Consider the following 15,926-nt stretch of genomic DNA (forward strand, 5'->3'; position numbering starts at 1 on the left):
GTTCACTCACACGCAGGGTCGCCGGATTCACTTGCCCACCGGGGATTTCGGTGCTCATGGGCGCGCAGCTTTCGACGGCTTCGGGCCGGGGGTCTTCGGGTCCGCCGTGCTGGCGATCGGGTTCGGTGCCGTTCGAGGGGGACGCGCCCCCTTGATGCTCTCCGCACCCTCGAATCCGCTCAACACGATGCTGTTGAGGGCCGGGAGTTTGATCCCCATCGAATCGAGACCGGACTTGAGACGGGCGCGGAGGTCGCGCGCGACATCGTCCTTGGTGCCCGGCCGCGTCTTCACGACCAGGCGGATCACGATCGCCTCGGCGGAGATCGACTCGATGCCCCAGATCTCCGGCTTCTCGAGGATTCGGCTGCGCCACTTGAGGTCGGCGGCCATCTGTGTCGCGATCGTGAGCATCCGCTCCTGCACCGCAGCGACATCCGCGTCATAGGGCACCGCGAGGTCGATGATGACTCTCGACCAGCCTTGCGACATGTTGCCGACCCTGATGATCTCGCCGTTGCGCACGAACCAGACCGTGCCGTTGACGTCGCGGATCTGCGTGATGCGGATGCCGACGGTTTCCACGACCCCGGTGGCCGGACCGAGATCGACGACGTCGCCGACGCCGAGCTGGTCTTCCGCGACCATGAAGAGCCCGTTGAGCACATCCTTCACGATGTTCTGGGCGCCGAATCCGAGGCCGGCCCCGAGGGCGGCCGTGATCAGTGCGAACGACCCGAGGATGGTGGGGTTGATGGTGGTGATCACCGAGAGCCCGGCCACGATGACGAGCACGACGGCCACGATGTTGTTGAGCACGCTGCCGAGGGTGCGAGTGCGCTGCACCACCCGCACCGCGCTGAGCGGGGAGGTGCTGAGCGCCTGGGTGTCTTCCACATTCTGGCGTCTCTTCACGCCGGTGACGATGCGCTTGACCACGCGGTCGATCGCGAACCGGAGCACCACGCGCAACACGATCGCGACGACGATGATCACGATCACCTGCACGAGTTTCATCTCGTAGATGGCTTTGACGGTCGCCCAGAAGGCGGTCCATCCGTCGATCGCTACCGCAGTCATCATGGTCACCGAGTTTACCGGCGCCGGTTGTGCGCTCCCTCCGGAGGGTCAGGCGTCGCGGCGTTTGAGCAGCGTAAGGGCGATCGCCGCGAAGACGACGACCCAGGCGATCAGCACAAGGAGTCCCTGCCCGGGGTCGAGCACGATTATGTCCTTGACTCTGGGGAGCGCTTCGGCGGCGTAGGTCGACATCCTCTGTCCCGCCGTGCTGGGAAGCACCTGGAGAAGGTTCGCCGCCCACACCGACCGGGTCGTTCCGACGAAGATCTGCACGATGATCGGTGCGACGAAGAGCAGCCCGATTGCTGCCGAGATCCCTCCGGCGCTGTTTCGGATGATGGTGCCGAGACCGAGCGCCATGACGCCAACCAGCGCCATGAATCCCGCGGCGCCGACGACGGCCAACCACGCCTGCGTGTCCGCCAGGTCGAGCTCTACGCCTTTGCCGCGAAGGATGGCGGCTGCGACGAAGGCATTCGTGCCAAGGGAGACCAGCGAGATGACGAATGTCGTCGCGGCGAACACTGCCGCCTTGGCGAGAATCGCGGGGGTCCGCCGCGGTGCCGCGGCGAAGGTCGACCGGATCATTCCCGTGCCGTACTCGCCGGTGATCACGAGCGCACCGAGCACGGCGATCACCAGCTGGCTGAAGGAGGTGCCGATGGTCGCCGACTGCACCCAGAAGGCCTGGTTGAGCGAGCTCGTCGCGTCGCCCTGAGGCTGGAACGGCGAGGAGAGAAGCAGGGTGAGACCGAGGTTGATCAGCAGGATGATGCCGTAGCACCACAGCGTCGAGCGCAACGACGTGAGTTTGATCCACTCGGAGACGAGGAGCCCGCGGAAGCTGAGTCCCGAACCGTGGGCTGTGTAGGTCGTGGTCGTGGTCATCGGGGAACCCCTCCGGCGTGGTATTCGACTTCGTCCTTGGTGAGGGCGAGGTAGGCATCTTCGAGCGACCCGGCCTGCGGGGAGAGTTCGTGGAGCACGATGCCGTTGTGGGCGGCGAGCTCTCCGATCTGGGGTGCCGTGAGCCCGGTGACCTGCATAAGCTGCGGTTCGGAGTGGGACACGGTGACGTCGGGGCCGGTGAGCAGCGCGCCGAATCGCTCGGCATCCGGTGTGCGCACCAGCACGGCTGTGCCGGTCGCAAGCGCCAGGATCTCGGTGACCGGGGCATCCGCGATGATCCGGCCGCGGCCGAGCACGATGATGTGATCTGCCGTCTGGGCCATCTCGCTCATGAGGTGCGACGACAGGAAGATCGTGCGGCCCTCCGAGGCGAGGAAGCGGGTGAGGTTTCGAACCCAGATGACCCCCTCGGGGTCGAGCCCGTTGACCGGCTCGTCGAGGATGAGGGTGGCCGGGTCGCCGAGTAGCGCCGCGGCGATACCGAGCCGCTGCCCCATCCCGAGTGAGAACCCGCCGACCCGCTTGCGCGCCACCGGGTCGAGCCCGGTGAGCCCGATCACCTCGTCGACGCGCGCCCGACCGATGCTGTGGGTGGCGGCGAGAGCACGCAGGTGATTGATCGCCGAGCGCCCGGTGTGCACCGCCTTGGCGTCGAGGAGCACCCCCACTTCGCGTAGCGGCGCCTTCAGGTCGGCGTAGTTCCGTCCGTTGAAAGTGACGATGCCGCTCGACGGGCGGTCGAGCCCGACCACGAGCCGCATGGTCGTCGACTTGCCCGCGCCGTTCGGCCCCAGGAATCCGGTGACCATCCCGGGTTTCACCGAGAAGGTCACGTCGTCCACGGCGGTCTTCTCGCCATAACGTTTCGTCAGTCCGACAGCCTCGATCACGAATTCATCCCCATGATTCGAGCCTAGCGACGGTGGCTTCCTGGCGAATCATCCGCCCGGGGGATATCGCGTGCCGAACGCACGGCGGGCGTGTGCGGTCATCCGGGGCCGGCGTGCCGACCCGGTGTGACCGCACACGCCCGCAATAGGGCGCAGAAGCCGCTAGACGTCGCGGGACTGCACCGCCAATGCCCGCTCCACACCGGCGAGGTTCTCGGTGACGAGACGGCGCAGGGCCGGGATGTCCGGATTGGCGGCGAGCCAGGCCTTGGTCGCGTCGACCAGGGCGACGGATGCCAGCGGCGAGGGGTACAGCCCGAAGACGATGTACTCCGCGATCTTGTACGAGCGGGTCGCCCAGATGTCCCCGAGTGCCGCGAAGTATGGCGCGATCAACGACTCGAGCACGGCCGGGTCGTTCACGTGGAGGTAACCGAGCGTCACGTTGCGCACTATCGAGTTCGGAAGGGCGTCGCTGTCGACGAGGGAGTCGAACGCGGCCCGCTTGCCTTCGGCGGTGGGGATGGTGGCCGAGGCCCGTGCCGCGGCCTGCTGGCCGTTCGAGGTGTTGTCGGCGGCGAGTGCCGCGTCGATCTCGGCCTGGCCGGCGACTCCGGTGAGCACGAGCCCCTCGAGGATCTCCCATCCGAGGTCGGTGTCGATCTCGAGCCCCTCGAGCGGAGCGGAGCCGTCGCGGAGACCGGCGAGGGCAGCGGCGTGCTCCGCGGTGGACGCGTAGGCCGCGAAGAACTTCACGAACTGGAATTGCGCGTCGGAGCCGGCAGTGGCCTCCGTCGCGAGCGTCCAGAGGGTGTCGCCGATGCGGGTGAGCGTCTCGGCGCGGCGCTCCGGTGCCACGTACTGCTTGACGACGAGGCCGAGCTGGCTGAGGGTCGTGCGGATGGTCGTCGACTCGGTCTCGCTCGCGATATTGCCGAGCACCAGGCGCACGTAGTCACTCGCGGGGCTCTCGCCGTCACGGGTGGCGTCCCAGGCCGCACCCCAGACGATGGCGCGGGCGAGCGGGTTCTCGATGTGGGCCAGGTGGTCGATCGCCACGGCGAGCGAGTCGGCATCCAGGCGGATCTTGGCGTAGGCCAGGTCGTCGTCGTTGAGCAGCACGAGCGCCGGCTTTGTGGTGCCGACGAGCTCCGGCACCTCGGTGCGCGCGCCGTCGACGTCGAGCTCGACCTGGTGCGTGCGCACGAGGGATCCGTCGAACAGGTCGTAGTAGCCGACCGCCAGCCGGTGCGGGCGGATGGTCGGGTAGTCGGCCGCGGCCGTCTGCACGATCGCGAACGAGGTGATGACGCCCGTGGCATCCGTCTCGATCTCGGGTGTCAGGGTATTGACACCGGCGGTCTCGAGCCACAGTGCGGACCAGCCGCTCAGGTCGCGGCCGCTGGTGATCTCGAGCTCGGCGAGCAGGTCGCTGAGTTCGGTGTTGCCGAACTCGTGCTTGGCGAAGTAGGCGGCGACCCCCGCGAAGAAGGCATCGATTCCGACCCAGGCGACGAGCTGCTTGAGCACCGATCCGCCCTTGGCATAGGTGATGCCGTCGAAGTTCACCTGCACCGCCTCGAGGTCTTCGATCGTCGCGACCACCGGGTGCGTCGAGGGGAGCTGGTCCTGGCGGTAGGCCCAGCTCTTCTCCATGGCCTGGAACGTGGTCCACGCCTCTGTCCACTCGGTGGCCTCGGCCGTCGCTATGGTGGACGCCCATTCAGCGAAGGACTCGTTGAGCCAGAGGTCGTTCCACCACTTCATGGTGACGAGGTCGCCGAACCACATGTGGGCGAGCTCGTGCAGGATCGTGACGACCCGGCGCTCCTTGATGGCGTCGGTCACCTTCGAGCGGAACACATAGGTCTCCGTGAAGGTGACTGCCCCGGCGTTCTCCATCGCCCCCGCGTTGAACTCGGGCACGAACAGCTGGTCGTACTTGGCGAAGGGGTAGGGGTACTGGAACTTCTCTTCGTAGTAGGCGAAGCCCTGGCGGGTCTTCTCGAAGATGTAGTCGGCGTCGAGGTACTGGCTGAGCGACTTACGGGAGAACAACCCGATCGGGATGACGCGACCGCTGCTACTCGTGAGCTCCGAACGCACGACCTCGTAGGGGCCCGCGACGAGGGCAGTCACGTAGGAGGAGAGGATGGGGGTCGGCTCGAAGGCCCAGGTCGCGGAATCGCCGCTGACGACCGGCTCCGGGGTGGGCGAATTGCTCACCAGCTGCCAGGCTGCGGGCGCGGTCACCGTGAACGAGAAGGTGGCTTTGAGATCGGGCTGCTCGAAGACGGCGAAGACGCGACGGGAGTCTGGCACCTCGAACTGCGTGTAGAGGTAGACCTCGTCATCGACCGGGTCGACGAACCGATGGAGGCCCTCGCCGGTGTTGGTGTACTCGGCGTCGGCGACGACGGTGAGGGTGTTCTTCTCCGCGAGGCCGGGGAGCTGGATGCGCACGCCGTCGCTCACCGCATCCGCATCGAGCTCGCTGCCGTTGAGGGTGACCGAGTGCACGGTACGCGTGATCGCGTCGATGAAGGTGGACGATCCGGCGGTCGCGTCGAAGGTGACGACGGTGGTGCTGCGGAAGGTCTCCGGCCCGGTGGTCAGGTCGAGTGTCACGTCATAGTGATCGACCGAGACGAGCGACTTGCGCTCCTGGGCTTCGACGCGGGTGAGGTTCTCTCCAGGCAACTGCGGCTCCTTCGCTCGGTGGATCGTGTCCAACGAAAGAGTCTAGTTGCGCCCATCAGGTGGTCGGCTGCAGCTCCCGAGCCGGCGTCTCGACGGTCTCCGCACAGTCCGCGATGGATGCCGCGAGAAGGTCTCGTAGCCGAGCATCCGGGTCCGGCACGCAGGCATCGGCGATGCCGACGACGGCGGTGCGGATGATCGCGTCGCTCATCAGCGGGATCGAACGGGGGTTGAGAGCGCCGGCCGCGTTCAGGAACTCGCGCGCCCACGAGCTCGCGCCGGGGGTGTCTTGCAGCGCTGTACGGATCAGGGTGCGACTCGCGCTCTGCGGGTTCTCGCCGTAGCCGGCGAGGAGTTCGTCGCAGCGCAGCAGCCCGGCGGCGAGGGCCCGCTGCCGCCCCTCGCTCGCGATCGGGAGAGCCGCGCTGGCCGCGCGACCGGCCAAGCGGATGCCGGTGAGCGTGCCCTCCCCGGTCAGTCCGATGACCTCGGGGATGAGCGTGACGAGCTCGCCCCTCGCGGCGTCCGACGTGCAGTCGTTGACCATGCGGGCGAGCGAGGCGAGCGCCGGATCGGTGCAGGAAGGATGATCGCTCCAGGGCTCACCGGCGAGGTAGGACGCGTACTCCATGAAGCAGGCTCCACGCCGTGGAGTGCGATGCTTGCCGCGGGACAGCACGGGGAGCAGGTCTGGGGTAGTTCGCATGAGGGCCTCCCACGACGTGAGCGTCGGTGATGACGCATCCTGTCCCTCAAGTGTGCGCCTTCGCCGGGCGTGAATCCAGACCCCTGAAGTGTATTTTCGGGCGAAACAGGTAGGTTTCGCACCATGACACTTTCTACCCAGCACCCGACTTCTGCACCGCACGCGACCGCCGTCGACCTCTGGTTCGACCCCTCCTGCCCCTGGGCCTGGATGACGAGCCGCTGGCTCGAGGAGGTGTCGACCCTGCGGGACCTCGAGGTGAACTGGCACGTGATGAGCCTTGCCGTGCTCAACGAGGATGCCGCCGACCTGTCGGATAACTACCGCGAATTCCTGCCGCGTGCGCTGCGGTACACGCGCCTTGTCGCGGCGGTCACCGAACTGCATGGCCCATCAGCGGTGAAGCCGCTGTACGACGCACTGGGGACGCGCATCCATCCGGGAGCCCGCACGGATGTCGATGCGGTCATCGCCGAATCCCTCGCCGAGGCCGGACTGCCCGCTTCGCTCGCCGCATTCGCCGACTCCGATGAGTACGACCCGCAGATGCGTGCCTCCCACTTCGACGGGATCGACCGTGTCGGGCAGGATGTCGGCACCCCGGTGATCGCGGTGGGCGACTACGCCTTCTTCGGCCCGGTCATATCGCCCTCGCCGAAGGGCGAGCAGGCCGCGTCGCTGTGGGACGGCGTGGTCGCCCTGGCGAGCTACGACGGCTTCTTCGAGATCAAGCGCTCCCGCACGCGGGGGCCCGTCTTCGACTGACCGATCTGCCGACCCGCGTCTCCGCGCCGCCCAGTGACACGCGCGCCGAAACATGCGGGCGCGTGTGTCACCCGCGCCAGCATGGGCCCCGGCAACCGTAGTGTTGGCCCATGGCCAGCACGGTTTTCGAACGCTCCGCACCCGACGCCCGCATCATCACCGACTCTCTCGCGGATGCCCGGCTCGTGCCGTTCTGGCTCGACGATCTCGGCCCCCGGACGGCTCACCCGCGTCACTCGGGCACCGTCCACTACGACCTCGCCGTCGTCGGCGCGGGCTACACCGGACTGTGGACCGCGCTGCAGGCGGTGGAACGAGACCCGGGCACGCGGGTGATCGTGCTCGAGGCGAAGACCATCGGCTGGGCGGCATCCGGGCGAAACGGGGGATTCTGCGAGGCATCCCTCACCCACGGCGAGGCCAACGGCCTGGCTCGCTTCCCCGCGGAGCTCGCACAGCTCGACCGGCTCGGCACGCAGAACCTCGATGAGATCGAGGCGACCGTCGCGCGCCTCGGGCTCGACTGCGACTTCGAACGCACCGGATCCCTCGCCGTCGCCACCGAGCGCTACCAACTCCCCGAACTCGGCGCCGCCCACGACGGCGACGGCGAGATCTACTTCGATGCCGAGGGCATCCGCTCGCTCGTCGATTCGCCCACCTACCAGGGAGGGCTGTGGAGCAAGCACGCGACGGCTCTCGTGCACCCCGCGAAGCTGGCCGCGGAGCTCGCCCGTGCCTGTATCGAGGCGGGGGTCGACATCCGGGAGAACTCGCCGGTGCGCGGCATCGACAGTGAGCTGCCGACCGGCGCTGTCACTCTCGCCACCGATGGCGGCTTCGTGAGGGCCGAGAAGGTGGCGATCGCCACCAACGCCTTCCCTTCGCTTCTCAAGCGCTACCGTCTTCACACGGTGCCGGTCTACGACTATGTGCTGATGACAGAGCCGCTGACGGCTGCCCAGCTCGCGTCTATCGGCTGGGAGGGCCGGCAGGGCATCGCCGACCTCGCCAACCAGTTCCACTACTACCGCCTGAGTGCCGACAACCGCATCCTGTGGGGCGGTTACGACGCCGTCTACCACTACGGCGGTCGCATCCGCGCCTCCTATGACGACCGGCCGCAGTCGTTCCAGAGGCTCGCGAGCCACTTCTTCACGACGTTCCCGCAGCTCGCGGGAGTGAAGTTCAGCCACCGCTGGGCCGGGGTGATCGACACCAGCACGCGGTTCTGTGCCTTTTTCGGCCTCGCCCGGCGGGGTCGGGTCGCCTACGCCGCCGGCTTCACCGGGCTCGGGGTGGGCGCGAGCCGCTTCGCCGCGAACGTGATGCTCGACCACCTCGCCGGGCAGCCGACCGAACGCACCGAGCTCGAGATGGTGCGCTCGACGCCGCTGCCGTTCCCGCCCGAGCCCGCGACCTTCGCCGGCGTGCAGGCTACCAAGTGGGCACTCGACCGGGCCGACCACAGCGACGGGAGACGCAACCTCTTGCTGAAGACGCTGGATGCCGCGGGCCTCGGCTTCGATTCCTGACCTGCCTGTTCCGCCTGTCGGTGCCCGGCAGTAGCGTGTGGGCATGAACCAACGGGATCTCTTCCTCATGTCCGACGCCGCCCTGCGAGAGGTCATCGATATGGTCGACGTCGACCAGCTCTCCCTCGCAGCCCCCGCCGACTGGTCGCGCAAGCCCGACCCGACACTGCGCGACATCCTCGCCTATCACGCGTTCGACGAGGCCTGGGTGCCGGACGTGCTCGCCGGCCGTACCGCGGAAGAGGTGGGCGCCCGCCATGACGGTGACCTGCTCGGCGACGACCCGATCGGCAACTACGACGACATCAATGACACAGCCACCGAGGCCGTGACCGGCGATCTCGACTTCGACCGCATCGTCCACCTCAGCTACGGAGACTTCCCGCTCGGTGAGTACCTCGTGCACACGAGCTGTTATCGCGCTTTCCAGGCCTGGTCGATCGCGAAATTCATCGGCCTGGAATATTCCCTCCCCGACGCGCTCGTCGACGGGCTGTGGGAGCTCCTCGGCCCGGAGATCGACGGCTTCCGGTCGATGGGCGTCTTCCCGCCGGAGATCACTGCTCCGGAGGGTGCGGACTCGGAGACCCGCCTGCTCGCCCGGGTCGGCTACTGGGTTCCGTGACGCCCGCATCCCGGGCCGCGGTCGCTGCTCTCGATCTCGAGATCGTGCACGAGGCGGTCGCCCCCGAGCAGGTGGTCGACGGCGCCCCGACGACAGGCTCCGCGGCGTTCACCTCTCTCGGCGACCTGGAGGTGGGAGTGTGGGAGATGTCCGTCGGTGCGATGCGCGATGTCGAGGGCGATGAGATCTTCGTCGTGATCGCCGGCCGCGCCACGGTCACCTTCGACGACGACGACCGCGTGCTCGAACTCGCGCCGGGGTCAGTCGCCCGACTCGTTGCCGGCGAGCGCACGGTGTGGAGGGTGACCGAGACGATCCGCAAGGTGTATCTGACGTAATGCGCATCGCCTAAATTGGGAAGCATGCGCATCCACATCGCCACCGACCATGCCGGGCTCGAATTCAGCGAGGATCTGCAGCAGCACCTGCGCGCGGCCGGCCACGAGGTGGTGGATCACGGGCCGAAGGTCTACGACGCCGTCGACGATTACCCGAGCTTCTGCATCAACGCCGCGCGCGGCACGGTCGCCGACCAGAACGCCGGGGTCGAGGCCCTCGGGATCGTCTTCGGCGGTTCAGGAAACGGTGAGCAGATCGCCGCGAACAAGGTGCTCGGCGCCCGGGCGGCACTGGTCTGGAACGTGTCGACTGCGCTGCTGGCCCGCCAGCACAACGATGCGAATCTGATCGCGATCGGTGCGCGGCAGCACAGCGTCGAGGAGGCGAAGCTCTTCATCGACACCTTCATCGGGGAGCCGTTCTCGGGCGAGGAGCGTCACGCCCGGCGCATCGCCCAGCTTGCGGAATACGAGGCGACCGGGCTGATCGCCGGCCACGAGATCGACTGACAGTGCCAGAGGGTCATTCCGTCCACCGCATCGCTCGCCAGTTCGCCCGTCATTTCGTGGGCAAGGAGACGGAAGTGTCGTCACCCCAGGGGCGCTTCGCCGAGGGAGCGGCCCGCCTCGACGGGCACAGGATGATCGACGCGCGCGCCGTCGGCAAACAGATGTTCCTCGAGTTCGACAATCACCTCTGGCTGCGGGTGCACCTCGGGCTCTACGGAGCGTGGGATTTCGCCGGGGACTTCACCGCGGATGCGACCGTCGCCTCAGCCGGCGGTCGCATGGGGCAGACCAACCAGCGCGGCACGATCCTGGACGCGGATGCCGCCGAGGACTCGCTCTCGAGCATCGGAGCGCCGCGACGCACCCGGTTGCGCATGTCGGAGCAGGAGGTGTTGCGGGATTCGGGTGCCGACTTCCCGCCAGAACCGATCGGCGCCGTCCGCGCGCGGCTGCTCACCCACGACACGGTCGCAGATCTTCGCGGCCCCACCGCGTGCGAGGTGCAGACCCCCGAGCAGGTGGATGCCGCGATCGCCAAGCTCGGTCCGGATCCGCTCGTCGACGACCAGTCGGTGGGTGAGGAGCGATTCGTGAGTGTCGTCCGCAAGAAACCGACGGCGATCGCGCTGCTGCTCATGGACCAGTCCGTCGTCAGCGGCATCGGCAACGTCTATCGCGCCGAACTGCTGTTCCGCGCGCGGCTCAACCCGCACACCCCTGGCCGGCTCGTGCCGGAGGAGACGCTGCGTGCCCTGTGGCGAGACTGGTGCGCCCTTCTCGCCATCGGCGTGAAGACGGGCCAGATGCTCACCATGGACGGGCTGAAGCCCGCCGCCTACCGCCGGGCCCTCGCGCACCGGGATGACCGGCACTGGGTCTATCACCGGGCCGGTCTTCCATGCCGGGTCTGTGGCACCAACATCCTGCTTGAGGAGCTTGGCGGGCGAAAGCTCTACTGGTGCCCCACCGATCAGGCCTGAGTTCGGGCCCGTGTTTCGCCGGGGGGAATCTCTGGCGGGGCCCAAGTCGGCCCCAAGTCCTCTCCCGCGGGCGCGTGTTCTGCAGGTTTTTGTTCTGCAGGATCCTGTTCCTCAGGACATCGTCCTGATGATCGTGAACGTTCCCGCGCCGGCCCGACCAGTTGGTCCGCCGCGAGCCGGGCCCAGAGCGGACCCCTTTGCCGACATGCCGCACGTTCGGGGCAACCCGCCGGCCGGTCGGGCGGATATCCGCCCTCGGCGCCAGTGTGCGGAACACCGCCGGCTGCGGGCCGTGACCGGCCGGCTGCAGCACAATGGACCAATGCGCTACACGCCTCACTACCTGCTCACCGATCCGGAGGAGGTGAAGCGACTCGTGCGCGAGAACCCCTGGGCCACGATCGTCTCCACCACCTCGACGGGAATCGTCGCGTCGCACTATCCCGTTCTTCTCGAGGAGGATGCCGAGGGCATCAGCGTCGTGAGTCATGTCGGCCGGCCCGACGAGCGCCTGCACGAGCTCGGACAGCACGAGATCCTGATGATCATTCAAGGACCCCACGGCTACATCTCACCCGGGTGGTACGAGAGCGACGACTTCGTGCCCACCTGGAACCACGTGACAGCTCACCTGTATGGCACCCCCGAACTGCTGCCTGACGACGAGAACTTCGCTGTCCTCGGCCACTTGGTGGATCACTTCGAACAGCGGATGCCGCACCCGGTCTCGCTGCAGATCGACGAGACGGAGGCCCGCCACATCGCCACCGGCACCGTGGGCCTCCGGCTTCGGGTCACGCGGTTCGACGCCCGGCTCAAGCTGAGCCAGAACAAGGACCCCGCGGTCGTGAAACGCATCATCGACAAGCTCGAGGGTGAGGGCGCATATTCGAGCCCGCCGCTCGCCGCCGAGATGCGCCGGGCGAACCCGAGGGTCACGGAACAGCGCCCGTGACGGGGCTGGTGCTGCGCAACGGCCGCATCGACGGGGGAGACCCGGTCGACCTTCTGATCGAGAATGGCACGATCGTGCGGGCGGGCCCCGGGCTCACTGCGCCGCGGTCGATCGACCTGGAGGGCCGGCACGTCGTGCCCGGACTCTGGGACGACCACGTGCACCTCAGCCAGCACGCCCTCGCGCAGCGGAGAGTGGATGTCGCGGCGGCCGGTTCTGCCGCCGAGGCCGCGGCGATCATGGCCGCCGCCGCCGTTGTGCGACCCCCTGAGCCCGGTCTCCCGCTGGTGGGCTTCGGGTTCCGTGACGGTCTGTGGCCCGATTCGCCCACCGCCGCGGTGCTCGATGACGCCACCGGGGCCCTGCCCACGGTGCTCGTCAGTGGCGACCTGCACTGCTGCTGGCTCAACTCTGCGGCGCTCGAGCGTTTCGGATTCGGCGGTCATCCCACGGGCATCCTGCGGGAGGACGAGGCGTTCCGGGTCACGGACGCACTCCAGGATGTGCCCGGAAGCGTGCTGGACGGCTGGGTGGCCGAGGCGGCGGCATCCGCTGCGGGCCGCGGGGTCGTGGGAGTCGTCGACTTCGAGATGGCGGACAACCTCGCGATCTGGCAGCGTCGGATGGCGACCGGTTCCGACACGCTGCGCATCGCCGCCGGGATCTACACGGAGCACCTCGATGCCGCCATCGCGGCCGGTCGGCGCACCGGGGACGTCGTCGCCGGCACCCGGGGGCTCCTCACTGTCGGCCCATTCAAGATCCTCATCGACGGATCGCTCAACACCCGCACGGCCTACTGCGTCGACGAGTATCCGGGTCTCGAGGGTCACCCTCACTCGCACGGCATGCTCACGGTGTCCCCGCAAGACCTGGTGCCGCTCCTTCGGCGCGCCTCTTCCGCGGGCATCCTGCCCGCCGTCCACGCGATCGGCGACGACGCCAACCGCATCGCCCTCGATTCGTTCGAGGCGGTCGGATGCCACGGACGCATCGAGCACGCCCAGTTGCTGCGCCACGAGGACCTGCCGAGATTTGCCGCCCTCGGTGTCACCGCGAGCCTGCAGCCCGAGCAGGCGATGGATGACCGCGAGGTCGCCGACCGCTACTGGGCGGGCCGCACATCGCGGGCGTTCCCGCTGCGCAGCCTGATCGATGCCGGCGCGACGGTCGTGCTCGGTTCTGATGCCCCGGTCGCCCCGCTCGACCCCTGGATCACGATCGCGGCGGCCGTCGGCCGGTCGCGCGACGGCCTGCCCGCCTGGCATCCGGAACAGTCGATCAGCGTGGCCGAGGCGATCGCGGCATCGGCCCACGGTCGTCGCAGCGTCTCCGTGGGGGACGTCGCCGACCTGTGTGTGGTGGACATCGATCCGCTCACGTCAACGGACTCCGAACTCCGGTCGATGCCGGTGACAGCGACCCTGGTGGCTGGTCGCTTCACCCACTCCGTGCTGGGCTGACCCGGGGGCTAACCCCACCGGCGGTCGGTGTGGCAGCCTGCTGTCGCGCTTCCACGTTCGTCGCGAGGCTTGACCCATGACCTTCGCCGACTCTGCCACTCTGGACCCTGTGACCACCCCCGCCCCGCGCCCGCGTTCCCTCTACGGGAGCCTGTGGCGTGGCCTGCCTCGCGAACTCGGCTTCCTTCTGCCGACCCTGCCGATCGTGATCGTCTCGTTCACCGTGCTGGTGACGGGCATCTCGACCGGCTTCGGCACACTGGTCACTTTCTTCGGTGTCTTCGTGATCATCGGCACCCTCTGGGCGGCGCGAGGTTTCGGGATGCTCGAACTCGCCAGGCTCCGCGGAGCAGGCCGCCCGGCGATTGCGCCTCCCGTGTGGACCAAGCCGGTCGCTACCGGATTCTGGGCTCGCCTCTTCGGCACGCTGCTCAATCCGCACTATTGGCTGTACCTGTTGCACGGCCTCGTGGTCAACTTCGCGGTCGGACTGTTCACCTGGATCGTCTCGTTCACCTGGACGGTCGTCGCACTTTCCGGCCTCTCCTACTGGTTCTACTCGATGTTCATCCCATCCGGCCGGGGCGACTGGCGCGTCTCGGATTGGGTGAAGCAGACCTTCCTGTCGGGCTGGGGCGTCGATCCCGTGCTCGCCGACAACCTGATCTTCTTCCTCCTCGGTCTCGTCTTCGCCATCACGCTGCCGTTCATCACGCGAGGCATGACGATGCTCCATTACCTCATCGCCGTCGGGATGCTCGGACGCTTCCGTATCGCCGAGTTGCAGGGGGAGGTCGCCGATCTCTCGGCGTCGCGAACCGCCGCCGTCTCTGCGGAGGGTACGGCGCTGCGTCGACTCGAGCGCGACATCCACGATGGGCCGCAGCAACGCCTGGTGCGACTGCAGATGGACCTGGCCGCCGCTGAACGTCAGCTCGACGCCGATCCGGATGCCGCGCGCAGCCTCATCTCCGAGGCGATGGAACAGTCGAAGGAAGCCCTCGAGGAGCTTCGCGCACTCTCTCGTGGGTTCGCGCCTCCGATCCTGCTCGACCGAGGCCTGGTGGCGGCCCTGGAGTCGCTCGCGGTTCGGAGTCCTGTGCCGGTCGAAGTCACGACTTCGCTTCCGACCCCGGTGGTGCTTCCGCAAGAAATCGAACGGAACGCCTACTTCGTCGCGAGCGAGCTGCTCACGAACGTGGCGAAGCACGCCTCTGCGACGAGGGTCGGGCTCCGTGTGGGGCTCACCGATGGGCTCGCCGGCGCGGCGGTCGAACTGCAGCTCTCGGTGACGGATGACGGCACCGGGGGCGCCACTGTGATGGCGGGCCACGGACTGGCCGGCCTCGAAGAACGGCTGCGCGGCCTCGGCGGGCGATTGGCGATCGACAGCCCGGCCGGTGGACCGACTGTGATTACGGCGCTACTCCCGGCTTCCTGAGGAGTGTGGCCCTGCCTCTAGGGTTGGGGCGTGACCGAATCGCCCCGCCCTGCCGCCCTGCCCCTTCGGGTGCTCGTCGCCGACGACTCCGTGCTGCTCCGCGAGGGGTTGGTTCGCGTGCTCATCGAAGCGGGCCTCGAGGTGGCAGGATCCTATCCGGACGCGGATTCGCTGCTCGCCGATCTCGAGCAGAAGCGCCCGGACCTCGTGGTGCTCGACGTACGGATGCCCCCCACCTTCCGAGATGAGGGTGTACGGGCCGCGATCCGGGCCCGCGAGCTGATGCCGAAGCTCGGCATCCTGCTGCTCTCGCAGTACGTCGAGATCGCGTACGCACAGGAACTGCTCTCGTCGGGCACGGGCGGCATCGGCTACCTGCTGAAGGACAGGGTGGCATCGCTCGCCGAGCTCGAGGAAGCGATCGAGCGGATCGCGTCGGGCGGAACAGTGCTCGACCCCGAAGTCGTGGCACAGTTACTCGGGCGCCGACACGACCCGCTCGGCTCGCTCACGCCCAGGGAACGTGAAGTCTTGACTCATATGGCGGAGGGTCGCACGAATGCGGCGATCGCTGCAGCCATGGTGGTTGGTACGGGCGCAGTGGAGAAGAATGTCACGTCGATCTTCCAGAAACTGGGCCTCGACGATTCCGGCAACGACCACCGCCGGGTTCTCGCGGTATTGGCCTGGTTGCAGCGCTGATCTCCCCGGGTGGAGGTGACCGTCTGCGGATAGAACAGAGGTCAGCGTGCGCCGACCAGGTCGGACTCGATGTCCTCGGGTGTCGCCATCTGGATCTCCGGACGGTGTTCTTCGATGCGATTGGTCCAGCTGAGGCCATTCCACCAGCGCAGCTGGGGCAGGCCAAGCGGGTCGCGGTACCAGCCGGCGGGCACTGGCGAGTTGTTCACTGAAGGCATCGGGGAGCTCCTGTGGGGATTTGCCCTACCGCGGAGGGCACTTCGGGTGCGGTGAGATCACGATAGTCCCCCTTAGGGGGGACAGCACAGACCCCCGAATGGGGGGGTG

Annotated in this window: 16 protein-coding genes; 10 read left to right on the forward strand and 6 right to left on the reverse strand. The window is 67.8% G+C overall.

Annotated elements, in window-relative coordinates; translation table 11 throughout:
- Window positions 1-54 precede the first annotated feature (54 nt).
- From ACVXZ4_RS06440 to ACVXZ4_RS06460, 5 genes are all read right to left on the reverse strand, one after another.
- On the reverse strand, window positions 55-1,083 hold the full coding sequence (locus ACVXZ4_RS06440) for a mechanosensitive ion channel family protein (RefSeq protein WP_461797408.1): 1,029 nt from the start codon (window positions 1,081-1,083) through the stop codon (window positions 55-57).
- 45 nt (window positions 1,084-1,128) lie between these two features.
- The gene (locus ACVXZ4_RS06445) at window positions 1,129-1,968 is read right to left on the reverse strand and encodes an ABC transporter permease subunit (RefSeq protein WP_461797409.1); all 840 of its coding nucleotides are present in this window, start codon (window positions 1,966-1,968) and stop codon (window positions 1,129-1,131) included.
- Window positions 1,965-2,879 (reverse strand): ABC transporter ATP-binding protein, encoded by a 915-nt coding sequence (locus ACVXZ4_RS06450; protein WP_461797410.1) that lies wholly within the window; start codon window positions 2,877-2,879, stop codon window positions 1,965-1,967. The genes ACVXZ4_RS06445 and ACVXZ4_RS06450 overlap by 4 nt, the downstream gene beginning before the upstream one ends.
- Window positions 2,880-3,041: 162 nt before the next feature.
- On the reverse strand, window positions 3,042-5,579 hold the full coding sequence (gene pepN / locus ACVXZ4_RS06455; protein WP_461797928.1) for an aminopeptidase N: 2,538 nt from the start codon (window positions 5,577-5,579) through the stop codon (window positions 3,042-3,044).
- A gap of 55 nt (window positions 5,580-5,634) precedes the next feature.
- Window positions 5,635-6,285 carry a hypothetical protein gene (locus ACVXZ4_RS06460; RefSeq protein WP_461797411.1) on the reverse strand — a complete coding sequence of 217 codons (651 nt, stop codon included), beginning with the start codon at window positions 6,283-6,285 and terminating at the stop codon, window positions 5,635-5,637.
- A gap of 123 nt (window positions 6,286-6,408) precedes the next feature.
- On the opposite strand from ACVXZ4_RS06460, the gene ACVXZ4_RS06465 reads away from it, so the two are divergent.
- From ACVXZ4_RS06465 to ACVXZ4_RS06510, 10 genes are all read left to right on the forward strand, one after another.
- On the forward strand, window positions 6,409-7,050 hold the full coding sequence (locus tag ACVXZ4_RS06465) for a mycothiol-dependent nitroreductase Rv2466c family protein (RefSeq protein ID WP_461797412.1): 642 nt from the start codon (window positions 6,409-6,411) through the stop codon (window positions 7,048-7,050).
- A gap of 110 nt (window positions 7,051-7,160) precedes the next feature.
- A complete protein-coding gene (locus ACVXZ4_RS06470) occupies window positions 7,161-8,585 on the forward strand; it encodes an NAD(P)/FAD-dependent oxidoreductase (protein ID WP_461797413.1) in 1,425 nt (474 codons plus the stop codon).
- A gap of 43 nt (window positions 8,586-8,628) precedes the next feature.
- A complete protein-coding gene (locus tag ACVXZ4_RS06475; RefSeq protein ID WP_461797414.1) occupies window positions 8,629-9,210 on the forward strand; it encodes a hypothetical protein in 582 nt (193 codons plus the stop codon).
- Window positions 9,207-9,548: a cupin domain-containing protein gene (locus ACVXZ4_RS06480; RefSeq protein WP_461797415.1), complete on the forward strand. Its 342-nt coding sequence runs from the start codon at window positions 9,207-9,209 to the stop codon at window positions 9,546-9,548. Before ACVXZ4_RS06475 ends, ACVXZ4_RS06480 begins: the two co-directional genes overlap by 4 nt.
- A 24-nt stretch (window positions 9,549-9,572) precedes the next feature.
- Window positions 9,573-10,058 (forward strand): ribose-5-phosphate isomerase, encoded by a 486-nt coding sequence (locus tag ACVXZ4_RS06485; RefSeq protein ID WP_461797416.1) that lies wholly within the window; start codon window positions 9,573-9,575, stop codon window positions 10,056-10,058.
- Between the two features lie 2 nt (window positions 10,059-10,060).
- On the forward strand, window positions 10,061-11,038 hold the full coding sequence (locus tag ACVXZ4_RS06490; protein WP_461797417.1) for an Fpg/Nei family DNA glycosylase: 978 nt from the start codon (window positions 10,061-10,063) through the stop codon (window positions 11,036-11,038).
- 322 nt (window positions 11,039-11,360) lie between these two features.
- Entirely contained in the window at window positions 11,361-11,993 is a 633-nt protein-coding gene (locus ACVXZ4_RS06495) for an FMN-binding negative transcriptional regulator (RefSeq protein WP_461797418.1), read from the forward strand.
- Window positions 11,990-13,456, forward strand: coding sequence for an amidohydrolase (locus tag ACVXZ4_RS06500; protein ID WP_461797419.1), 1,467 nt, complete (start codon window positions 11,990-11,992; stop codon window positions 13,454-13,456). Before ACVXZ4_RS06495 ends, ACVXZ4_RS06500 begins: the two co-directional genes overlap by 4 nt.
- Before the next feature lie 76 nt (window positions 13,457-13,532).
- Window positions 13,533-14,897 (forward strand): sensor histidine kinase, encoded by a 1,365-nt coding sequence (locus tag ACVXZ4_RS06505; RefSeq protein WP_461797420.1) that lies wholly within the window; start codon window positions 13,533-13,535, stop codon window positions 14,895-14,897.
- A gap of 30 nt (window positions 14,898-14,927) precedes the next feature.
- A complete protein-coding gene (locus ACVXZ4_RS06510) occupies window positions 14,928-15,599 on the forward strand; it encodes a response regulator transcription factor (RefSeq protein ID WP_461797421.1) in 672 nt (223 codons plus the stop codon).
- 41 nt (window positions 15,600-15,640) lie between these two features.
- On the opposite strand, the gene ACVXZ4_RS06515 is transcribed toward ACVXZ4_RS06510, so the two are convergent.
- The gene (locus ACVXZ4_RS06515) at window positions 15,641-15,817 is read right to left on the reverse strand and encodes a DUF2510 domain-containing protein (protein ID WP_461797422.1); all 177 of its coding nucleotides are present in this window, start codon (window positions 15,815-15,817) and stop codon (window positions 15,641-15,643) included.
- Between the last annotated feature and the right edge of the window lie 109 nt (window positions 15,818-15,926).

Source organism: Lacisediminihabitans sp. FW035, assembly GCF_054880895.1.